21 protein-coding genes are annotated in these 21,627 nt (G+C 60.9%); 13 read left to right on the top strand and 8 right to left on the bottom strand.

The window, feature by feature from the left end; genetic code table 11:
* Positions 1 to 377 precede the first annotated feature (377 nt).
* The 4 genes from C2E25_RS03235 (at position 378) to C2E25_RS03220 (ending at position 4,130) form a co-directional block, all read left to right on the top strand.
* Positions 378 to 2,009 carry a c-type cytochrome gene (locus C2E25_RS03235; protein WP_103114351.1) on the top strand — a complete coding sequence of 544 codons (1,632 nt, stop codon included), beginning with the start codon at positions 378 to 380 and terminating at the stop codon, positions 2,007 to 2,009.
* On the top strand, positions 2,006 to 2,455 hold the full coding sequence (locus tag C2E25_RS03230; protein ID WP_103114350.1) for a ubiquinol-cytochrome c reductase iron-sulfur subunit: 450 nt from the start codon (positions 2,006 to 2,008) through the stop codon (positions 2,453 to 2,455). The genes C2E25_RS03235 and C2E25_RS03230 overlap by 4 nt, the downstream gene beginning before the upstream one ends.
* Positions 2,452 to 3,507: a cytochrome b N-terminal domain-containing protein gene (locus C2E25_RS03225; RefSeq protein ID WP_103114349.1), complete on the top strand. Its 1,056-nt coding sequence runs from the start codon at positions 2,452 to 2,454 to the stop codon at positions 3,505 to 3,507. Before C2E25_RS03230 ends, C2E25_RS03225 begins: the two co-directional genes overlap by 4 nt.
* Positions 3,508 to 3,593: 86 nt before the next feature.
* The gene (locus C2E25_RS03220) at positions 3,594 to 4,130 is read left to right on the top strand and encodes a PCYCGC motif-containing (lipo)protein (protein ID WP_158247109.1); all 537 of its coding nucleotides are present in this window, start codon (positions 3,594 to 3,596) and stop codon (positions 4,128 to 4,130) included.
* A 92-nt stretch (positions 4,131 to 4,222) separates the two neighbouring features.
* Here the strand turns inward: C2E25_RS03220 and C2E25_RS03215 are convergent, their stop codons facing one another.
* Positions 4,223 to 4,585 carry a P-II family nitrogen regulator gene (locus tag C2E25_RS03215; RefSeq protein WP_103114347.1) on the bottom strand — a complete coding sequence of 121 codons (363 nt, stop codon included), beginning with the start codon at positions 4,583 to 4,585 and terminating at the stop codon, positions 4,223 to 4,225.
* 289 nt (positions 4,586 to 4,874) lie between these two features.
* On the opposite strand from C2E25_RS03215, the gene C2E25_RS03205 reads away from it, so the two are divergent.
* From C2E25_RS03205 to C2E25_RS03195, 3 genes are all read left to right on the top strand, one after another.
* A complete protein-coding gene (locus C2E25_RS03205; RefSeq protein WP_103114345.1) occupies positions 4,875 to 6,302 on the top strand; it encodes an efflux RND transporter periplasmic adaptor subunit in 1,428 nt (475 codons plus the stop codon).
* Between the two features lie 3 nt (positions 6,303 to 6,305).
* Complete coding sequence (locus C2E25_RS03200; RefSeq protein ID WP_103114344.1) at positions 6,306 to 9,449, top strand: efflux RND transporter permease subunit; 3,144 nt, start codon at positions 6,306 to 6,308, stop codon at positions 9,447 to 9,449.
* Between the two features lie 67 nt (positions 9,450 to 9,516).
* On the top strand, positions 9,517 to 9,903 hold the full coding sequence (locus C2E25_RS03195) for a DUF302 domain-containing protein (protein ID WP_103114343.1): 387 nt from the start codon (positions 9,517 to 9,519) through the stop codon (positions 9,901 to 9,903).
* Positions 9,904 to 9,917: 14 nt separating this feature from the next.
* Here the strand turns inward: C2E25_RS03195 and C2E25_RS03190 are convergent, their stop codons facing one another.
* The 3 genes from C2E25_RS03190 to C2E25_RS03180 all read right to left on the bottom strand — a co-directional run bounded on the left by C2E25_RS03190 (position 9,918) and on the right by C2E25_RS03180 (position 14,196).
* Complete coding sequence (locus C2E25_RS03190; RefSeq protein ID WP_103114342.1) at positions 9,918 to 11,747, bottom strand: Npt1/Npt2 family nucleotide transporter; 1,830 nt, start codon at positions 11,745 to 11,747, stop codon at positions 9,918 to 9,920.
* Positions 11,748 to 11,902: 155 nt separating this feature from the next.
* Positions 11,903 to 13,297 carry a sigma-54-dependent transcriptional regulator gene (locus tag C2E25_RS03185; protein ID WP_103114341.1) on the bottom strand — a complete coding sequence of 465 codons (1,395 nt, stop codon included), beginning with the start codon at positions 13,295 to 13,297 and terminating at the stop codon, positions 11,903 to 11,905.
* Between the two features lie 218 nt (positions 13,298 to 13,515).
* Complete coding sequence (locus C2E25_RS03180; RefSeq protein WP_103114340.1) at positions 13,516 to 14,196, bottom strand: lipid-binding SYLF domain-containing protein; 681 nt, start codon at positions 14,194 to 14,196, stop codon at positions 13,516 to 13,518.
* 186 nt (positions 14,197 to 14,382) lie between these two features.
* Here C2E25_RS03180 and C2E25_RS03175 point away from each other — a divergent pair, with 186 nt between their 5' ends.
* From C2E25_RS03175 to C2E25_RS03160, 4 genes are all read left to right on the top strand, one after another.
* Entirely contained in the window at positions 14,383 to 14,730 is a 348-nt protein-coding gene (locus C2E25_RS03175) for a DUF4870 family protein (RefSeq protein ID WP_103114339.1), read from the top strand.
* Between the two features lie 149 nt (positions 14,731 to 14,879).
* Positions 14,880 to 15,548 carry a PAQR family membrane homeostasis protein TrhA gene (trhA, locus tag C2E25_RS03170; RefSeq protein ID WP_103114338.1) on the top strand — a complete coding sequence of 223 codons (669 nt, stop codon included), beginning with the start codon at positions 14,880 to 14,882 and terminating at the stop codon, positions 15,546 to 15,548.
* Between the two features lie 367 nt (positions 15,549 to 15,915).
* The gene (locus C2E25_RS03165; protein ID WP_103114337.1) at positions 15,916 to 16,872 is read left to right on the top strand and encodes an NADPH:quinone reductase; all 957 of its coding nucleotides are present in this window, start codon (positions 15,916 to 15,918) and stop codon (positions 16,870 to 16,872) included.
* Between the two features lie 12 nt (positions 16,873 to 16,884).
* A complete protein-coding gene (locus tag C2E25_RS03160) occupies positions 16,885 to 17,493 on the top strand; it encodes an NUDIX hydrolase (protein WP_103114336.1) in 609 nt (202 codons plus the stop codon).
* 132 nt (positions 17,494 to 17,625) lie between these two features.
* On the opposite strand, the gene C2E25_RS03155 is transcribed toward C2E25_RS03160, so the two are convergent.
* The 4 genes from C2E25_RS03155 to crcB all read right to left on the bottom strand — a co-directional run bounded on the left by C2E25_RS03155 (position 17,626) and on the right by crcB (position 19,593).
* Positions 17,626 to 18,270 carry a tRNA (mnm(5)s(2)U34)-methyltransferase gene (locus tag C2E25_RS03155; RefSeq protein WP_103114335.1) on the bottom strand — a complete coding sequence of 215 codons (645 nt, stop codon included), beginning with the start codon at positions 18,268 to 18,270 and terminating at the stop codon, positions 17,626 to 17,628.
* Positions 18,239 to 18,706, bottom strand: a complete 468-nt coding sequence (locus C2E25_RS03150; RefSeq protein ID WP_103114334.1) for a TerB family tellurite resistance protein — start codon at positions 18,704 to 18,706, stop codon at positions 18,239 to 18,241. The genes C2E25_RS03155 and C2E25_RS03150 overlap by 32 nt, the downstream gene beginning before the upstream one ends.
* An 18-nt stretch (positions 18,707 to 18,724) precedes the next feature.
* On the bottom strand, positions 18,725 to 19,054 hold the full coding sequence (locus C2E25_RS03145; RefSeq protein WP_103114333.1) for a DUF190 domain-containing protein: 330 nt from the start codon (positions 19,052 to 19,054) through the stop codon (positions 18,725 to 18,727).
* A 167-nt stretch (positions 19,055 to 19,221) separates the two neighbouring features.
* On the bottom strand, positions 19,222 to 19,593 hold the full coding sequence (gene crcB, locus C2E25_RS03140; protein WP_103114332.1) for a fluoride efflux transporter CrcB: 372 nt from the start codon (positions 19,591 to 19,593) through the stop codon (positions 19,222 to 19,224).
* A gap of 179 nt (positions 19,594 to 19,772) precedes the next feature.
* On the opposite strand from crcB, the gene rpoH reads away from it, so the two are divergent.
* Positions 19,773 to 20,630, top strand: coding sequence for an RNA polymerase sigma factor RpoH (rpoH, locus tag C2E25_RS03135; RefSeq protein WP_103114331.1), 858 nt, complete (start codon positions 19,773 to 19,775; stop codon positions 20,628 to 20,630).
* The gene (locus tag C2E25_RS03130) at positions 20,603 to 21,604 is read left to right on the top strand and encodes an AAA family ATPase (RefSeq protein ID WP_233189318.1); all 1,002 of its coding nucleotides are present in this window, start codon (positions 20,603 to 20,605) and stop codon (positions 21,602 to 21,604) included. Before rpoH ends, C2E25_RS03130 begins: the two co-directional genes overlap by 28 nt.
* Positions 21,605 to 21,627: the final 23 nt, after the last annotated feature.

Below are 21,627 nucleotides of genomic sequence, written 5' to 3'. Positions count from 1 at the left end.
TTCAGATCAACTTCGGGACACCCGGCGAGAACTCCCGGCAGTGGATTTGCCGAATATTCAACAGCAATGTGAAGAATACTCTACACGGCTCGTTGCGCGAATTTGGAATACGAGGGTGAAACAAACCTCGACCATCACACAATTCATTGTAATCACAGGAAATTCTTGTATGTTTTGTAAACATTGATGCTTTAGCAAGAAAGCAAAATGGTGTTGGCCAAGCAAAAAACGCCGGCAGCAAGGCGCGCGTTTGTCGAGCAATGAGGCGTACTTACGTACGTCGAAGCAGCGAGACAAACGCTGCAACGCAGCTGCCGGTGAGTTTTTGCGACGCCATCCATTGATGCTGGCATAAAAGCTGAATCTTCTTGGCGATCATGAATCAACTGTCTCCTCCACGCTGGGTCACCCCACTCTACATCGCGGCGCTGGCCGCGGCCCTCGCTGTGCTGGGAACCATCCTGTTCATGGGGATCAGCCGCAACCCCTGGCCGCTCGACGGCGACATTGCCGATGTCACAATCAATCTCGGCGGCACCCCGGTACGTGAACACTGCACCTCCTGCCACCCGGAAGGGAGCACCGCAACCGGCAGCCCGCATCCCGACATCGCGCCGCATGAAACTGCGGAACTGGGCTGTACCGGCTGCCATCTCGGCGAGGGGATGGCGCTTGACCTGGTTGTTTCCCACGGACTGCCGGGCAATGGCGCCCGCGCCATTCTGAAAAAAAAGGATATTCAGGCAAGCTGCTACCGCTGCCACCCCCTGCAACCCCTGGCCGGCGCTGAAAAAGCCTGGAACGGCTATCGTCTGTACCTGCAGAAAGGATGCGACAGCTGTCATCCGCTCGCGGGGCTGCAACAAAGCGGCCGTTACGCCCCCGACCTGACGGCCGTCGGCGACCACCTGGGAATCGATCAACTGGTGACCGCCATTCGCGAACCGGGACGGGAGCCGGTCAACTCGACCATGCCGCGCTATCCGTTATCGAAACGTCAGGCCCGCAATATCGCCCTGTTCCTGAAAAGCCGCACCGCCCGTCCGCTGTTCCAGACGCCCCTGGCTCAACTGCAGAAAAAGAGCCTGCTTCAACCGGACGATCTGTTCCCCGGCAGTGAACAACTTTCTCCGGGGCAGGCTCTCCTGCAGCGCAAACGCTGCATCGCCTGCCATCGTTACAACCGGGACGACGGACGTATCGGACCTGACCTGAGCTACAGCGGACTGCTGCGGACCGGCACCTACCTGGCCGACTTCCCCGGCGATCCGACAGCCCTGATCGGGGGCGCGCGCATGCCGGCGATCCGCCTGACAGCCGCGGAACAACGCCTGCTGGTAACGGAACTGCGCCAGAACGCCGATCGACTTCAGCAGACCCGCCTGACCAAAGCCGTCGAGGGCCGCGATCTGTACATGCTGCTCTGCCAGCGATGTCACGCCGCCGACGGCAACGGCCTGGGGCCGATCGCCGCCAACCTGGCCCAGATGCCGCGGGCCTTTGCGAACAACCGCAACTTTTTCGCCGGCAAATCCGACAAGGAACTGCAACAGAGTCTGGCACAGGGGATACCCGGAACCTCGATGCCCGGCTTTGCCCGGCTGCTGTCCCCCGAACGACGGGAAATGCTGCTTGACCTCCTGTTCAAAGCCTTTATCGGCGGGGGTCGCTACGCCAAGCGGAGGCTGCCGGAACTGCCGCCGAAACCGGAATTCGCGCTTCCCGCGGCGGCCGGGCAACAATTGTTCCAACAGTACTGCATCCGCTGTCACGGACGCAGCGGAACCGGCCGCGGTCCGGACGCCGCGCGGTTGCGGCTGCAACCGTCGCCACGCAACCTGACCAACACCGGCTACATCGTATCGCGCAGTGACAACCAGCTGTTGAGAGCCATCACCTACGGTGTACCGGGCACCGCCATGCCGCCCTGGCTCGGCGAACTCGATGAACAGCAGATCTGGGCCTTGCTTCGCGAAGTCCGCAGACTGTCCGTGGGAGAACAACCATGAGTGATCTGATCAGACGCAGGCTGTTGAAAGGTCTGCTGGCGCTTCTCGGCCTGTTCGGCGGCGCCATCCTGCTCGATATCTGGTCCGGGGCCAGGCGCTTCTCCGAAGCCCGCTGGCAGCGTCTGCTGCCGCTCGACCAGCTGCCTCCCGACGGGGTGGTGCCTCTGCCGCAGATGAAGGTCGCCCTGCTGGTTTCACCAAAAAAAATCGCCGCCATCAGCCTCGAATGCACCCACCTCGGCTGCCTGGTCACCGTCAACGAGCGAGGGTTTTACTGCCCCTGCCATGGATCGGAATTCGGACCCCGCGGCCAGGTCTACAACGGCCCGGCCACGCGTGATCTGCCGTGGCACAGGCTGCGCCTGCATCACGGCGCAATCTGGGTCCTCAGCGGCCGCAAGCAGACCAGGCCATTCTGGCACCCGCGCGAGGAGAGCCCGGCATGAACGGCCCGCAACGCAACTTTCTCGACCACCTGCATCCCGCCCGGGTTCGGTTGCGCAGCCTGCACCCGAAAACGACCCTGGGCCTGGGTATCGCCGCCATGACCTGCCTGGGCATCCTGCTGATCACCGGGCTGACCCTGCTGCTCTACTACCTGCCGGACCAGCAACGGGCCTATGAACGCATCCTGCATCTGACCACGACCTTGCGTTTCGGCACCCTGCTGCGCAACCTGCACTACCTGGCCGGCAACGCCCTGTTGATCCTCGCGGTCCTGCACCTGGCACGCGTGGCCCTGACCGCCGGCTACCGGGGCCGGCGATTGAACTGGTGCTACGGCCTGCTGATGCTGTTCCTGATCTTCGCCGGCGCCTTCACCGGATACCTTCTGCCATGGGATCAACTTGCCTACTGGGCGCTGAAGGTCGGTTCCAGCCTCGCCGATTACCTGCCGCTGCTCGGCCATCCCCTCAAGGTCTTCCTGCTCGGTGGAGAAGAGATCGGCGCGGAAACCCTGTTGCGCGCGTTCGCCATTCATGCCGCGGTGGTCCCCTGCGGGCTGGTCGGCCTGGCGGGGCTGCACCTGTGGCGCGTCCGCAGGGACGGCGGACTGGCCACCCCCTGTGAAACCCCCGCCGAACTCCCCGCCCGCCCCTGGCTCTACCGGGCGGAAGGAAGCGTTGCCCTGATCACCCTGACGGTCCTGCTGCTGCTCGCGCTGTGGCTCAATGCTCCCCTTGGTGAAAGGGCCGATCCGGGACATCCGCCCAACCCGGCCAAGGCCCCCTGGTACTTCGTCGGATTCCAGGAGATGGTCAGCTATTCAGCCACCTGGGGAGGCGTGATTGTCCCGAGCCTGATGATCCTGTTCCTGGCCCTGCTGCCCTGGCTTGACCGGAGAGAACGGGGGGGCGGACGCTGGCTGGCACCCGGTGCCCGTCCCTGGCAGCTGCTGCTGATGTTGATGCTCTGTTCCCAGCTGGTCTTCATCGCCATCGGGCTCTGGTGCCGGGGTCCGAACTGGAGCTGGATCTGGCCGCCGGGCGGCGGTTGAGGCTCACGGGATGAGCTGAAAAACCACCCCTGCCCGCCGGGCAGGGTCAACTGAAACCTGGAGACGCTATCGCAATGGAGAAAACCATGAAACATTTCATCGTCCTGTTGACAACGCTGGGGCTGCTGTTGCCGGCAAGCCCGCTGCTGGCCATGAATGCCGCGCAAAAGAAGGAATTCGAACGCATCTACACGATGTCGCTGGAGGATCTGGCGGATCGGGTCGAAGCCCGGTTGGAACAGAAATACCCGGACGAAGACTGGGACAAATACCGGTTCCCAAGCTTCGTCTACACCGACGATCCGATTGAAATCAGCTACAAGGTCGCGGTCAAGAACCCGGACCTGCTCGGCGCAGCCAACGTCAAGGACAAAGGGCGAATCATCCCCTGTTATTGCTTCTGCAACCGCATGGGGCATGACAACCTGCTCTACTGCTACTGGCAGAAAGGTCAGGTCGGCGGGGATTTCGACTCCCACGCCAGTGAATGCAACATCTGCGTCAGGCAGGCGCTACTGGCATTCCTGTGGGATGACCTGGGAGCAGGCCACGCGGAGATCATCAGCGGCATGGAACGCAAATTCGAGCGCCTGATCGAAATGCACGAACGGGGGGAAATCTGAAGCGATCGGGTGTCTCTGTCCGACTTCGGCCGTAGGGAGGCCGGGGAGAAACACGTGGCCGCGCGGCCCTCCCTGTAACGGGGAGGGCCTCCTTAAGCCTCTGCCGACACCGCGGCGATATTGGTTCCCCGACTGCGGTTGCGGATCTTGATCACCTCATCGACATCGGAGACAAAAATCAGGCCATCCCCCGATGTTCCGGTATGCGCAGCTTCGACGATGGCATCGACGTAGCCATCCAACTCCTCGGTGTCACAGACCAGTTCAAGCTTGGTGATGTCGTAAAACTTCTCTGTGACCTCAGCTTTTCTCAGCTTCAGCGAATACCGCTGGTCAAAACCGTAGCCGACCGGATGGACATTGATGGCGGTAACGCCTGGCGCACCGCATTTCTGCAGGTTTTCGATGACCGCCTCAAGGGCGCTCGTCCGGATGTAAGCCTTGATTTCTTTCATGGCGCACCTCCCCAGAGTTTGACGTCCCCCCCCAACGACCCCTCGGTTACAAGTTTAATCCCCGAAGGGCCGTTGGCAAGCAGCCGGCACCTGCCCGACCAGGACCCGGTTGCCTTGCAAGGCTGACCGGATCTGATAGATTTTGATCCAGGGGGGCGCGTCGACAGTCCTTTTGGCCATGAGCTTCGGGCAGGCCGTTTTCATCACCTTCCCATTCATATCACCGGAGCAGCCCCCGGAGAGCTGACCATGTCGGCGAAATAAAATCTCCAGGAAAGAGGCCCTGTCCATGAATCGCACGAACCGGAAGCGTACCTGGATCACCTGGACTATCCTCACCCTGGCCGCAGTCATTCTCGCTGTCGGCGGAACGGCCTTCTACTTTCTGAATCTCACACAACCATCGTCCGAACCTTCAGCCTCCCGGCAGGGACAAAAGGTTCTCTACTGGCGCTCGCCCATGAACCCGACCGAAACCTACCCCGCCCCGGGCAAGGACCGCATGGGTATGGACCTGGTTCCGGTCTATGAAGGAGCGAAGGCATCCGGACCGCCGGGGACGATCACCATCGACCCGGCAACAAGGCAGAACATTGGCGTCAAGACGGTCACCCTGGTCCGCAAACGCCTCAATAAAAACATCCGCACCATCGGCCGGGTTGCCTATGACGAAACCAGGGTCCGCAGGATTACTCCCAAAATCGGCGGCTGGGTCGAGCGCCAGGAGGTCAACTTCACCGGCCAGGTGGTCGAAAAGGGCCAACAGCTGCTGACCATCTACAGCCCTGACCTGGTCTCCAGCCAGGAGGAATACCTGGTCGCCCTTCAGTACCAGCGCCGACTGCAGCAGAGTCCGGTCTCAGGCATCTCCGCGGGAGCCGACAGCCTGCTGCGGGCCACCGAAGCGCGACTGCGCTACTGGGATATCAGCGAAGCCCAGATCAGGACTCTGCGCGAGCGTGGTGAAATCACTCGCACCATGGCGCTGCACGCGCCGTTCAAAGGCATCATCGTGCGCAAAAACGTACCGGAAGGAGGCTATGTCAAGCCCGGCCAGAACCTGTACGAAATTGCCGACATTTCCTCCATCTGGGTCTACGCCGACATCTACGAATACGAAACCCCCTGGCTGAAACTGGGCCAGGAGGCGGAAATCACCCTCGCCTACCAACCGGGAAAAACCTATCGCGGGAAAATCATCTATATCTATCCCTACCTGAAAAACATGACCCGCACCCTGCAGGTACGCATCTCCTTCCCCAACAGCGACGACTTCGACCTGAAACCTGACATGTGGGCCAATGTATCGATAAAAGTTGACATCAACCGGCAGGGGCTCGCCGTCCCGGTTCAGGCCGTTATCCGCACCGGTGTACGGGACATCGCGCTGGTGGCCCTCGACGGCGATCGTTTCGCCCCGCGCGAGATTAAACTGGGAGCCCAGGTCGGTGACGAATTCGAAGTTCTCAAAGGACTTCAGGAAGGGGATCGGGTGGTGACCTCGGCCCAGTTCCTGATCAACTCCGAAAGCAGCCTGCAGGCCGCCATCGACAAGATGCGCCAGACTTCGCCAGCGGTGGCGCCGACCACCGGTGAGCAGCAGCAAACCATGCCCGGCATGAAAATGCCCGCAATGAAAAAAAACGGCGGGGGCATGTCGAAGAAGATGAACAACCCTGACGCCATGACCATGCCCGCCCCCCATCCCAAGGAGTGACGCGTGCTGCGTAAACTGATCGAAGCGTCGGTTCGCAACCAGTTCCTGGTGGCCCTCGCGGTGGTCGCCGCCATCGGCGCAGGAATCTTCGCTTTCAAACGCATCCCGCTGGACGCCCTACCGGATGTCAGCGATGTCCAGGTCATCATCTTCACCGAGTGGCCGGGACAGCCGCCGCAGATCATCGAGGACCAGGTCACCTACCCCATCACCACCACGATGCTGGCGGTTGCCAACGCCAAGGTTGTTCGCGGCTACTCCTTTTTTGGTCTTTCCTTCGTCTACGTGATCTTCGAAGACGGCACCGACATCTACTGGGCACGCAGCCGGGTACTCGAATACCTCAGCTTCGTACAAAATCAGTTGCCGCCAGGCATAACGCCGGTCCTCGGTCCCGACGCCACCCCGGTCGGCTGGGTCTTTGAATACGCCCTGGTCGATCACAGCGGCCAACACGACCTCGCCGAACTGCGCAGTCTGCAGGACTGGTACGTGCGCTATCAGCTGCAGACCGTACCGGGGGTCGCCAACGTCGCCTCGGTGGGTGGATTCGTCAAACAGTACCAGGTGAATATCGACCCCAACAAGCTACTGGCCTACAACCAGCCGCTCAGCAAGGTGATCCGCGCGGTCAGGCGCAGCAACAACGACGTTGGCGGCCGGGTGGTGGAGTACGCCGAGACCGAATACATGGTGGAGGGAATCGGCTACATCGGGAGCGTCAAGGATATCGAACAGATTCCGGTCGGTGTCGACATGAACGGCACGCCGATCCTGATCCGGGATGTCGCGAACGTGAGTCTCGGACCCGAAATCAGACGCGGCGCGATTGACCTGGACGGACTCGGAGAAACCGCCGTCGGCATTGTCGAAATGCGCTACTGGAACAATGCCCTCGATGTCATCAACCGGGTCAAGCAGAAGATCGAGGAATTGAAACCCGGCCTTCCGGAAGGGGTTGAAATCGTCCCCATCTATGACCGTTCGGCCCTCATTCACCGGGCCCAGAACACCCTGCGCGGCAAACTGATCGAGGAAAGCATTATTGTCGCCCTGGTCTGCGTGATCTTCCTGCTGCACCTGCGTTCGGCGTTTGTCGCCATCTTCACCCTGCCGGTCGGCATCCTGATCGCCATGACGGTCATGTATTTCCAGGGGCTGGGTGCCAACATCATGTCCCTCGGCGGCATTGCCATCGCCATCGGCGCCATGGTGGACGGCGCAATCGTCATGATCGAGAACGCCCACAAGCATCTCGAACGGGACCGGGGCAGGAAACCTCACTGGGACATCATCGTCGACTCCACCAAGGAGGTGGGCCCGGCGCTCTTCTACTCCCTGATGATCATCGCGGTCTCCTTCCTGCCGGTCTTCGCCCTCACCGGCCAGTCAGGCCGCATGTTCACTCCCCTGGCTTTCACCAAGACCTATTCGATGGCGGCGGCAGCCATCCTGTCGATCACCATCGTACCCATCCTGATGGGCTACCTGATCCGCGGGCGGATTCTTCCCGAACACAAGAACCCGGTCAATCGCATTCTCTCCAAGCTCTATCGACCGGTCCTGAAAGCCGCGCTGAAACTGCGCTGGGTGGTGCTGGCCGCAGCCCTTGCGTTCCTGGTATTGACCATCATCCCCTATCGGCAGCTCGGTTCCGAATTCATCCCGCCCCTCAACGAGGGGGACCTGCTCTACATGCCCTCCATGCTTCCCGGGGTCTCGATCACTGAAGCGACGGCGGTCGCACAGCAGACCAACCAGTTGATCATGACCCTGCCGGAGGTCAAACACTCGCTGGCCAAGGTCGGCCGGGCCCGCTCTCCGCTGGACCCGGCACCCCTTTCAATGCTCGAAACCACCATCATTCTGAAACCGGAGGAGGAGTGGCGCCCGGGCATGACCATTGAAAAGCTGTCCGACGAACTCGATCGACTGGTTCGCCTGCCCGGGGTCACCAACGCCTGGGTCATGCCGATCAAGACCCGCATCGACATGCTCTCCACCGGCATCAAGACCCCGGTCGGCATCAAGCTGACCGGTCCCGACCTGAAGGTCCTGCAGAAACTCGGCGAAGAGATCGAACCGGTGGTGCGCGGGCTGCCCGGAACCCGCAGCGTCTTCGCCGAACGCGTTGCCGGCGGTTATTATCTCGATTTCGTCATCAAGCGCGACCAGGCCGCGCGTTACGGCCTGACCGTCGATGACATCAACGACGTCATCCAGTCGGCCATCGGCGGCAAGAATGTCACCAGGACCGTCGAAGGACTCGAACGCTATCCGGTCAACGTCCGCTACGCGAGAGATCTGCGCCACAACCCGGAAGAACTGCGTCGCGTGCTGATCGCCACCCCGACCGGCGCCCAGATCCCCATTGAGCAGGTAGCCGATATCTTCCCCCGCATGGGTCCGCCCTCGATCAAGACCGAGGGGGCCAGACCCCAGGCCTGGATCTATGTCGACATCAACGCCGACCAGGATGTCGGAAGTTACGTGGAAAAGGCCAAGGCCCTGATCGAGGAGAAAATCACCATCCCGCCGGGATACAGCATCCAGTGGAGCGGCCAGTACGAGTACATTCAGGAGGCGCGGGCACGACTCAAGGTGGTGGTTCCGGTGACCCTGCTGATTGTCTTCCTGCTGCTTTTCCTCAACTTCCGCAACCTGACCGAGGTCCTGATCGTCATGCTGACAGTACCGTTCTCGGTACTGGGCGGTATCTGGTTCATGTACCTGCTGGGCTACAATATCAGTGTCGCCGTCATGGTCGGCTTCATCGCCCTGGTCGGTGTCGCCGTCGAGATCGGCGTCGTGATGATCATCTACCTCGACCAGGCTTTCGAGAAAAAGCGCGCTGAAAAGGGGCCTCTTGACAGGGAGGGACTCTATGATGCAGTTATGGAAGGGGCCGCGGAACGTGTTCGTCCGATCACCATGACCGCCTGCGCCATCATCGGCGGCCTGCTGCCCATCATGTGGAGTCAGGAAACCGGCGCCAGGGTGATGAAGAGGATCGCCGCGCCGATGGTCGGCGGGATGGTTTCAGCAACCCTGTTGACCCTCATCCTGGTTCCGGTCGTCTACCTGATCTGGCGCTCCTGGCAGTTGCGCGGGGCAAAACAACCGGAGGAAACCGACAGCGAAGGATAATCACGCGGATCAACCGCTTTTCCTGCAACTGCAGCCGGCCCTCAAGATCCGGCTGAAGGAGAAAAAGATGGGATACACATTCAACAAAATCGTTCCCGGCACCATCGCGGAAGCTGAAGAAAAGGTTCGGAAGCAACTGGCCGAAGAGGGTTTCGGAGTCCTGACGGAAATCGATGTGCAGGCTACGATCAGGAAGAAACTGGGAGAGGAGATGCCGGCCTACAAGATTCTCGGCGCCTGCAATCCTCATTTTGCCTACCGCGCTCTGCAGGCCGAACCCCTCATCGGCACCATGCTGCCCTGCAATGTCATTATCCGAACCACCGACAAGGGCGAAACCGAAATCGCGGCCGTGGACCCCATGGCCTCGATGCAGGCGGTGGAAAACCCGGACCTGGCGGATATTGCCGGACAGGTGCGGGATAAACTGCAGCAGGTGATCGAACGCGTCTGATCCCGATCCGGCTATCAGTTGACCATGGACCCGGTTGCTGAAGAACTTTCGGCTGATGACTTCTGGCCGTCCGCGACGCGGCCGAGCAGGCAGCGCACCAGCTCCCTGGTGGTCTGATCGTCGTCGACAGCCAGAACCTGCAGCACCGGCCCCGGATAGCTCCAGCCTCCCTGCAGATCCTTCTCAAGCCCCCGCACCAGACCATACGCCAAGCTGTGCGGGACAAGCTGTTCCAGGGCTTCGAGAGCGTTGGCGCGGTGCCGCGAGTCTCCCCCCTCCAGGGCCTCCCGCGCGGTTCTCAGGCGTCCCGAAGAATCCCAGTTTTCCAACTCACAGAGAACCTCAAAGGCAAGCCGGGCCGCCGTGTCGCGCAGGTGTTCCACCAGCCTGTCAGCATGAACACCGTCGTTCTGCTGTCCCACGGCGACCGCCTGGGCCAGGCGCCGCCTGGCCAGAAACAGTTTCTTACGGGCGGCGCGCACAACCTCGGGCGCGAAGTTGATCCTGCCGCGCTCCGGTCCGTACCAACCGAGGGTCTCCAGCACCAGTTCGGGATAGTGCTTTTTCATCCGCAGGGCAACCATCAACCAGAGCAGGGCGAAACCGAAACCAAAAGGGGCCAGATTCTGCGGGTGCAGGGGGAACCGGCAAACCACGAAATATCCCGACTGGCAGATCAGCACAAAAATTGCGCCGATCAGAATGCCGACACGCACGACGACACCGCGCAAAAAGGGCATCAGCGCCACCCGCTGTGCATCAGAAAACAGGCCATTCAGGGCCGCCCGGGCCGGAGTCTGGATCGCCCGGCGGATAACTCCGGAACTGATTCCGGCGTAAACCGCGGTAAAAATATCGAACTGCAGCATGAATCCGACGAAGATCAGCAGGTAGTTGAAGGGATGGACCAGCAACCCCCCGGACAAACCGAAGCGCGCATAAATCCGCCCGGCAAACAGACTCACCAGCAACGCGAGAACAAACTGGGCGCCGCGATAGAAACTGTAAAACCCGAGCATGGTGGATTCGTTGGCATAGGTCATATCGACGGCAAAACTGACCTGGTAGTTAAGCAGCGGAATCAGGATGTTCGGAATCAGTGCCAGCAGCACCAACCATCGCGCCAGCTGGGAACGGCGCATCACCGGAAGCGCCTGGCGCATGCCGGCAAACAGTGATGACCTGCCGTGCTCCTTCCCGGAGACCTTCTCGGCAACTGCTGCCTCCCGCACCGTCCGGGTCATCAGCCGAATCAGCAACGTCGCGCTCAGAACACCCCCCAGGTAAATCCAGAGGATATTGTCCACGGAACCGAGACGTGCCACCAGGGGAGTGGCGATACTGCCGCCAATCCCGCCGACAAGTCCGCCGGAAACCATCAGCGGAAACATCCTTTTCGATTGCCTGGTGGAAAAAACCTGGTTGGCCAGGTTCCAGAAAAGAAAAACCAGCAGCAGTTCATACTGGCTTTTCATGACATAAACAAGAGGATAAAGCAGGGACCATCCCAGGGGGACCATCAGCCTGACCAGGGCCGCGCTCAGGGCGCAAAAAACCAGGGTCCGGCTCAGCAGTGTCTGGCCGGACATCCGCGTCAGCCAGCGACCGACCCGGCTCATCACGAAGAAGGTCACAACGGCATTGATCAGGATCATGGTCGGCAGAAAATGCACGCCGAAACGCTTCAGAAAAGTCGTCTCGGCGTAATTGCCGAACAGAACATTGGAGGCGGTGATGCAGAGCAGGGCCAGGGTCGCCAGAACGAAAACTTGCAGCTCGTCCCGTCGCAACCCGAGCCAGTCGATCAGAATCGAGGATTTATGCTGAAAATTGTCATTCGTCATACAGAGCAGGTCCCATGTGAAGGTGGCATCAACTGGGCACAGGGTACTGCCGGGATGAAAATTGGCCGCTCCGCATCCAGCACGGTTGCACGTATGCCGACGGGCTCGGAGCGCGAAACAGAGTCAACAGCGGAACCCAAAGGTCCGGCCGACTCCTATGAAGATTCCAGAGAAATTCCTGCGGCCTCCCGCTGTTCGGGAACCAGGTCGTATTTTTCAATCCGGGACGTCAGCAGGGGGCTTGAGATCCGCAAAAATTCCGCGGCCCTGGTACGGTTCCAGGAACAGAGCGCCAGGGCCTGAAGAATCGCCTGTTTTTCGATCTCTTCCAGTGAATATCCTTCGGGGGGCAGGTGGACCACCCGACGGGTTCCCGACATGCCGCAGGTCAGTATTTTCAAGGGGAGTTCATCCCGCTCAACCAGGTCGGCCCTGGCCAGAATCGCCAACCGCTCCATCAGGTTTTCCAATTCACGCACGTTGCCGGGCCAGGGATAGCACTGCAGGGCGTTCAGGGCCTCCCGACTCAGGGAGAGATTGCGGTCGCCACTGTAACGATCGAGAAAATGCTGGGCCAGCAGAGGAATATCCTCTTCCCGGTCACGCAACGGCGGCAAAGACAACGGCAGAACGGCCAACCGGGAGTACAGGTTCCTGCAGAAGCGCCCACAGCTGATTTCTGTTTCAAGGTTGCGGTTGGTCGCGGAAATGACGCGGACATTGATCCGATGCGCCTTGCCGCCAATCGGCGTAATTTCATTTTCCCGCAAGGCGTGCAGCAGTTTGGACTGCAGTTCGGCCGGCAGTTCACCGACCTCGTCAAGAAACAGGGTTCCACCATCGGCCTGGTCGAACTTTCCCCGATGGTTGCGCGCGGCACCGGGAAAAGCCCCGCGCAGATGCCCGAAGAGTTCACTTTCCAGGAGTTTTTCCGGGATGGCGGCACAATTGACAGCAACAAATGGCCCTTGGCGCCGCGCCCCCTGCCGGTGCAGCTGCAGGGCCACCAACTCCTTGCCGGTGCCGCCTTCCCCCAGGATCAACACCGGGGCCTCGGCGGTCGCCATCCTGCGGATCAGATTGTGAACCGCCTGCATCTGCGGGGAATCCCCCAGCAGCACCCGATGTTTCCGGGAGGAGAGCGCGGCTTTCAGTTTACGGTTTTCCCGGGTCAGTCCCTGAAAGGCAAGCGCCTTGGAAACCGCGAGGACGAGTTGCTCGCGACTGAAGGGCTTGCCCAGATAATCATAGGCACCGAGACGAATCGCCTTGACGGCTTCTTCCAGGGAACCGAAGGCGGTGACCACAACGACCAGCGCGTCCGGACTGTAGGCCTTGATACGGGTCAACAGCTCCAGGCCGCCCAGTCCGCCCATACGGACATCGGTCAGCACCAGCCGGGGATGGGTCTGCTGGAAAAGCCGGAATCCTGTTTCCCCATCTTCCGCCAGCATGACATTGTAGCCCGCCTCCTCCAGGTTGTGCTGAATAACCCTCCGCAGACCGGTATCATCATCGACGACCAGGATGGTCCCACCACGTTCCGGCATATGTCGCCTCCTTTGCTTCCGTTGCCACAGCTGGACATTCAAACTGCGTGCCGAAGACAACACCGTTTAAATTCAGCCTGTTACAAGATCAGACAAAGGCGAGATGAAGAATATTCAACATCCGGTGGAGAATTTTCTCAAAACTCTGAACCGGCAACCGTTTTCTGCTTGCCGCAGCCGTATCCATGCAGGGCACGGGAATCTCTTCGCAACGATCGTCACTTCCCTCTGGCGGCGCTCCGGTTGAGGGTATCGAGCAGGCTCTTGGCCGGAATCGGCAGACGGCCGTAGCCGAGCTTCAGGATCTCGTCGGGACGAATTCCCTCGCGACCGTAGAAAGCACCGTCGGCGTCGTCATCCACCGCCAGCGAGGCTCCTTCGAGAGAGACCCCGGCAAACAGGCCGCGGCTGCGCGAATAGGAAAGGATCTCCGACTTTAAAGTGATATCGGTCGAACCCTCGACCCGGCGGCCGACCGGACCGGCGGCAATCGCGGCATCGACGCCGAGGGTTATTTTCCCCTCAAAGACATCGTTGATGCTCTTTTCGGTCATGAAGACCAGGATCACGTCGGTCGACTGGGCACCGATCTGCCAACCGAAACTGCCGCCGATCAGGGAGACGAAGACCGGGTTATGCCAACGGCCCGATGTCCCACGGGTAAGCAGGACTCCGTTGCCGAACTTGCCGCCGACGATGAATCCGGCCTTGAGCATCCCGGGAATGATCGCCAGGCCGTAGGCATCGTTCAGCAGTGCCGGCGGGATCCCCTGTTCGGGAATCTTGTTGATCTCATGAACAACCTCGATGGCGTCAAGAACCGTTTGCGATTGTTTCTTGGCTGCCTGAACAGGCGGAACGAACAGCAGCAACAGCAGGGGGATCAGTAAGAAACGCATGAACAGACTCCTTTTGGTTACCTGGATCAGGACCTTCACCCAGAACGGGAAACGTGTCAAGACCGATAATTCATTCTAACTGCAAATCCCCCGCAAACGATAACCGAAAGATGACAGAGAGGAAAAATCCGTTACAATTTATGAAAATACCTGCTCTATCATATCCCTGTTCTCGAGGAGGACTTCATGAACGAAGAAGCCGTCACCCTTGATCCGACCGGCCGCGCCCGAAAAATGGCAACCATTATCTATGCCCTGCAGGCAACGTCCTTCATCTTCGGCCTGACCGCCATTATCGGCATCATTCTCAATTATCTCAAGGCCGATCTGGTGAAGGGCACTTTTGTTGAATCCCACTTCCGCTGGCAACGCCGGACCTTCTGGTTCGGGTTGTTCTGGAGTCTCCTCGGCTGCATCACCTTCGCCTTTGTCATCGGTTACTTCATTCTCATCCTCTCCGGCATCTGGCTCATCTACCGGATCGTCAACGGCTGGCTGAAACTGTCGGAAAACCGGCCGATGTACCTGCGATGAAGGCGTGGTCACGACTCACTGAAGATGGGTAAAAGTTCTGTAAAACTCCTTGTCATGGGCTCGCCGTCCCCCGAATAGCGTGCTAACGTTTGCATAACCCTGCGCGATCCTGCAGGTCTGTCCACACCCTTGCCAAGGAGGTTTTACCCATGGCAGCCCCCCACGATACCTGTTCCGAATACAGCCCCGGCGAAGAGATCGCCAACAGTATCACCCACGGTATCGGCACGCTGCTCGCCATCGGCGGGCTCGGCGTCCTGTCCGCCTATGCCGGCACCCACGGCAACGCCTGGCACATTGTTACCTGCAGCGTCTTCGGCGCCACCCTGATCTTCTCCTATCTGACCTCAACCCTCTACCACAGCATCCAGCATGTCTCGGCCAAAAATATCCTCCGCACCCTCGACCACGCCGCCATCTTCCTGCTGATTGCCGGCACCTATACTCCGATCACCCTGATCTCGCTGCACGGCCCCTGGGGCTGGTCCATCTTCGGCGTGGTCTGGGGACTCGCCCTGGTCGGCATCATCTGCGAAATCACCTTTGCCAAAAATATGGGTGTACTGCGGGTCGCCACCTACATCGCCATGGGCTGGGTGGTGGTCATCGCCGCCCGGCCGCTGATGGCCGGGCTCGCCCCCGGCGGGCTGCTGCTGCTGGTCCTCGGCGGTCTCGCCTACACCGGGGGAGTGGTCTTCTACGCGTGGGACCGGCTGCCCTACAACCACGCCATCTGGCACATGTTCGTCCTGGTCGGCAGCACGATGCACTTTTTCGCCATTCTCTGGTATGTCATCCCGGACAAGGTCCTGACCTGACCCGGATCCCGCCAGCCTGTCCTGCCTGAACGTATCGGCCGGGTTACGAACCGATTCAGGAGAGAGTCCTGCTTGCCAATCCCGTTAAAACCGGCTAGAAATAAAAATCTTCAATGCCTGAATCAATGTGTTCCTTTTGGATGGAGAGTGCAAGTGCTTGGTCTAAATGAGGTTTCCAAAAATCTGAAGCGCACCCACAGGTTCGCTGGTGATTTTTGGGAAGCTCAGGCAGATCAATGACTTGTGCTATCCGCCGACAAGGGGCTCACCGATTCAGGCAATGGATAAACCAAGCGATTTGACATGGCTGGGAGAAAACCGGGAACTCGGCCCGCCTGCCGGATCCGATCAAAACAGGAGGTCACTCATGCGCGCAGTCCTGGTCAACAGTTTCGGCGAACCGGAAACCATGCGGATCGGCGAGGTTGAGACGCGACAACCTCAGGCCGGTGAGATCCTGGTGAAAATAGCCGCTGCCGGAGTCAACCCGGTCGACACCTACATCCGCGCCGGGGGCTATCCGGTGCTGCCGCAGCCCCCCTACGTCCCCGGCTTCGATGCCGCCGGCATCATCGAGTCGGTCGGTGATGACGTCAAGGGATGGGAACCCGGCAGCCGGGTCTGGCTGTCGGGTTCGCTGACCGGCACCTACGCCGAGTTCACCCTCTGCCGTCCCGACCAGCTCCACCCGCTACCCGATGCGGTCAGCTTCGCCCAGGGGGCGGCGGTCGCCATCCCCGCCGGGGCCGCCTGGCGCGCCCTCTTTATCCGCGGCGGCGCCAGACCGGCCGAGAAGGTCCTGATTCACGGCGCCAGCGGCGCTGCCGGCCTGGCCGCGGTCCAGCTGGCCAAAGCCGCCGGGCTGCGGGTCTACGGCACCGCCGGCAGTCCCGAAGGAGAGGATCTGGTCCGCCAGGCAGGCGCCGCGGCGGTTTTCAACCACCATGCGGAAGGCTACGCCGATCGACTGGCCGAAACGACCGGCGGGGTCGATTTGATCATCGAAATGCTGGCCAACGTCAACCTGGAGCGGGATCTGCTGCTGCTCGCCCCGCGCGGCCGGGTGGTGATCGTCGGCAGCCGCGGCCACATCGAGATCGATCCGCGGCTGACCATGGGCAAGGAAACCGAGATCCGCGGCATGTCGCTGTTCGCCGCCAGTGAAGAAGAACATCACCGTACCCACGCCGCCCTCGACGCGGCCCTGGAGAGCGGGGTGCTGATGCCGCGCGTCAGCCGCGAACTGCCGCTTGACCAGGCCGCCCGCGCCCATCACGAGGTCCTGGAGACCCATACCTTGGGAAAAATCGTGCTGATTCCCTGAGTGCCGTCGACGATGCTGATCACACTGGAAGAGATTCGCCTGGTTCTCGCCGACCACGAACCGCAACTGGCCGCCGCCGGCAGCAAACAGCGGGCGGCGGTCGCGCTGCTGCTGCACCAGTGCCGGGACGGCCTGCAGATCTTCTTCATCGAACGGGCCAGCCATCCGCGGGACCCCTGGTCGGGCAACCTCGCCTTCCCCGGCGGCCGGGTCGACCCGGAAGATGCCGATGAACAGGCCGCCGCCGAACGAGAAACCCGGGAGGAGGTCGGCCTGCAACTGAAGCGGGACTGGTGCCTTGGACGACTCGACGACATCCACGGCGCCTACCTGCCGATTCAGGTCGCCTGTTTCGTCTACCGGATACCGGAGTTGCCGGAACTTTCCCCCAACGAAGAAGTCACGGACTGTTTCTGGTTCCCCTGCGACGACCTGCTTGATCCCTCCCGCCACGGTGAAATCAGTCTCCACTGGCAGGGCCGGATGCGTACCGCGCGGGCCATAGACCTGCTCGGTCCCGGCCGGCCGGTACTGTGGGGCATTACCTATCGGCTGGTGACCCAGTTGCTGGTGCTGCTCGGCTGCTGGGACCGGGAGCGGCTGCAGATCATGGATGACTGATGTGAGATGTGAGATGTGAGATGTGAGGGCAGGATGAAAACTTTCTGCCCAAAAACGACCGAAAAATCCGCTGGGAACGCGATACGTCATACTCGCAGGCGCTCCCCCACCCCATCCCTTAAGGTTTTAGCGTCACAAACGGCGCTCCACAACCAGGAGAGAGGGCGCCTGGCAGCGATTGTGAACCTGCAGTCTGATGACGTCAAATTCGGCGGTCGGAAGCCCGGCGCATTCCCGCTCGACCGCGACGCACTCTTCATCCCCGCCCGGATGACCGGGATAGAGGACCAGTGCCAACCGCCCACCTGCTTCCAGGCGGGGCCAGAGGGCGCGCAGGGCTGCCAGGGTGGTCTCAGCGCGGGTGATCAGCCGTTTGTCTCCGCCCGGCAGGTAGCCGAGATTGCCGATGGCGGCGGCAACCGGCCCGGAGAGATAGGCGTCGAGAAACTGGTGACCGTCATGGATCAGCTGACAGCCCGGTTCGTGGAGCAGCACCCGGGTGGACACCCGCCGGGGGAGAAAACCGGCGGCGGCCAGACGGGCGGCGGTGGCCTCGATTGCCGGCAGCTGAATATCGAAACTGAGCAACTGGCCGTCCGGCCCCAGGTGACGAGCCAGAAAGAGACTGTCGCAACCGTTGCCGGCGGTCAGGTCAAGCAGCCGGGCATCAGGCCGAACCACTTCGGCCAGCAGACGCTGCGCAAGAACGACGACCCGGCCGAGAGAAGCACGGGGAACAAGGGACTCAGGAGGAGTGGCGGTCCGGGGCGATCTCATCGAGGACCTTGATCTTCAGGTCGATGGCCTGGCGGGGAGAGAGCCGCAGCAGCCCGGTCAGCTGTCTCGCCAGGGCATCCTCGTACTTGTCCAGCTCGCCGTCGGCATAGACCAGGCGCCAGAGGCCCTCCATCACCTTGAGCTTTTCCTCGATGCTGAAATGCCGATTGATCAGACTGGTGAACTGCTGCAGATCGAAACTTTCAGCACGCACCTCTTCAGCCGCGGCGATCAGTTCATCGGCGGCTTCGACGGAGAGACCGAATCTGTCCCGCAGCAATTGTTCGACCAGGTGGACTTCAAGGGGCTGAAAATTTCGATCGGCGTGAGTCATCTCCAGCAACAGCACCGCCACCGCGACCTGGATACGATCATGATGCTCGGCGGCCGCGGTTCCCGCCCCGGCGGAAAGAAGACTGAGGAGTTTGTGAAACATGAGTTTCCCCGGTTCAGGTCAGAAGTAACGGATCACCCGGGCTTTTTCCAGGGTGATCATGCCGCCGGTGATCATGCGGTCGAGTTCCGGCAGCAGCTGATCAATTTTTTCCTGCTTGTCGACCACTTCAACGATCACCGGCAGGTCGGATGAAAAACGCAGCAGCTTGTCCGTGTGCAACACGCTGCCGCCGCCGTAACCGGCGGCGCACTTGATGACCGTCGCCCCCGCGAGGCCCCGTTCCCGAAACAGGGCCAGCAGGGCATCGTACAACGGCTTTTTTTCCCAGCGATCCGATTCGCCAATAAAAATCCGCATCAGGGTCAGTTCACCATCGAGTCGCGTCATGAGTCCTCCCCAAAATTGACTGGCAGGGTGTTGAAAAAGCCGTCCCCCCAGGCTGAGCAAAAATGTTCAGATGCAAGGCGTCCGAGACCCTGCGGCATAAGGCGTACCGGAAGGTACGTCGTTGACGCGGGGTGAGGGCAACGCCGCAGATGGACGTTTTTCATCAGCTAGAGTTGGCGGGCGAGATAGATGCCGAGAGCGGCAAAGACCACGCAGACCGTCATATTGAGAACAACATTGGCCCCGGCCTGCAGGGTGCTTCCTTCCTCCATCAATCGCACCGTTTCATAGGAAAAGGTCGAAAAGGTGGTGAAGCCGCCCATGAAACCGGTGGTGATGCCCATCCGCACCTGCGCCGGCAGCAGGGTGCTGCGCAGGCCGGACTCCATCAGGAAACCGAGCAGCAGCGAACCGACAACATTGACCGCCAGGGTTCCCCAGGGCAGAGAACGACCCGCCAGGGCATAGACCCAGCCGGACACCAGGTAACGGGAGACGCAGCCGAAAGCGCCGAACAAACCGATATAGAGGATTTGCATGACTCGGTAGCTCCTGAGGGTTTGCAACATTATCGGAAGGCAAACCGGGACTGTCAACCTCCGATCTTGCCCGGACCTCTTGCCAGCGGCGGAAGAGTTTGCTATAAAGATTTGGCACTCTCCAACCGAGAGTGCCAATGGCCTGATCTTACAAAAGAAAACATCCTGGAGGTGACGACATGAGCGACCTCGCGTTAGCTGTTGTCAGCGACAATTTCGAACACTACATGGCCCAGGTGAATCGTTTCGAACTGCTGACTCCAGAACAGGAAATCGATCTCGCCCGCCGCTACCGCGACCAGGGCGACCTGACCGCCGCCGAGCGCCTGGTCACCGGCAACCTGCGCTTCGTGGTCAAGATCGCCTACGAATACCGCAACTACGGCTGCAAACTGCTCGACCTGGTCCAGGAAGGAAACATCGGCCTGATGCTGGCGGTCAAGAAATTCGATCCGGATCGCGGCATCCGCCTGATCTCCTACGCGGTCTGGTGGATCCGGGCCTATATTCAGAACTTCATCATCAAAAGCTGGTCGCTGGTCAAAATCGGCACCACCCAGGCACAGAAGAAGCTTTTCTTCAAACTCAACCAGACGCGCGAGGCCCTGAAACGCCTTACCGGCGGCGGAAACAGTGAAGAGATTGCCGCTGAACTCGATGTCCGCACCACCGAAGTCGAGGAAATGGAACAGCGGATGCACGCCCGGGACGCCTCCCTGGACCTGAAACTGGTCGACGGGGATGACTACAGCCTGATGGATTCGCTGGCGGATGAACGCGCCAACCAGGAAGAACTGCTGGCGGAGCGACAGGAAGACGAGCAGCGTCGCAAACAGGTCGGCGAGGCATTGTCTCGCCTGAAGCCCCGGGAACGTGATATTGTTGCGGCACGCCTGCTCGACGATCCGCCCCTGACCCTGCAGGAGCTGGCCGACCGCTACGGCATCAGCCGCGAGCGTGTCCGTCAGATCGAGCAGAATGCCCTGAAAAAAATGAAGGAGGCGCTTCAGTGCCTGAGTCCGCCCACAGCCGCCTGATCCGGGATGATGTCCGAGTCCGGGAAACCGGCGCCTTCATCCCGGAACTGCTGGCCGCCGCCGAAGAGGTCGTCCACGGCCAGCAGTCTCTGATCGAAGGCATGCTGGTCGGCCTGCTGTGCGGTGGCCACGTGCTCATCGAGGGCGTGCCGGGCCTGGCCAAAACCCTGGCCGCCAAGACCCTGGCCAGGCTGCTCGACCTCGATTTCCAGCGTATCCAGTTCACGCCCGACCTGCTGCCGGCAGATCTGACCGGCACCCCCATCTATCATCCTCCGAGCGGAGAGTTCCGCACCCGCAAAGGGCCGGTCTTCACCCAGGTGCTGCTGGCGGATGAAATCAACCGCGCCCCGGCCAAGGTGCAGTCGGCCCTGCTCGAAGCCATGGAGGAGGGCCAGGTAACCCTCGGCGAGACCAGCTACCGGCTGCCCGACCCCTTTTTCGTCCTGGCCACCCAGAATCCGCTGGAGCAGGAGGGAACCTACCCCCTGCCGGAAGCCCAGCTCGACCGTTTTTTCCTCAAACTGCATGTTGACTATCCGTCCCGCGAGGCGGAACAGCGGATGGTGATCGCCCACAGCTCCGGCAGCGCCCCGACCCCGCGGTTGCGTATCGGCAGGAAGCAACTGGCCGCGGCCCGCAGGCAGCTGCAGGAGATCTACCTGGCGCCGGAGCTGCTTGACCATCTGCTCGACCTGACCGCCGCGAGCCGCGAGCCGCAACGCTTCGGCGCCGACCGGCTCACCCCCCTGATCGCCCACGGCATCTCCCCGCGCGGCAGCATCGCCCTGGCACGGGCCGCCAAGGCGCTGGCCTTCATCCGCGGCCGCAGCTACGTGGTCCCCGACGACCTGTACAGCATCGCTCACCCGGTGCTGCGCCACCGGCTGCTGCTCAGCTACGAGGCGGAAGCGGACGGGCACACCCCCGATCAGATTATCGACCAGTTGCTGAAAACTCTCCCGACACCCTGACACGTCACCCGCCGGCGGCCGCC

The organism is Geothermobacter hydrogeniphilus (genome assembly GCF_002898515.1).
GTDB lineage: Bacteria > Desulfobacterota > Desulfuromonadia > Desulfuromonadales > Geothermobacteraceae > Geothermobacter_A.
This window is presented reverse-complemented; position numbering and strand designations above follow the sequence as displayed.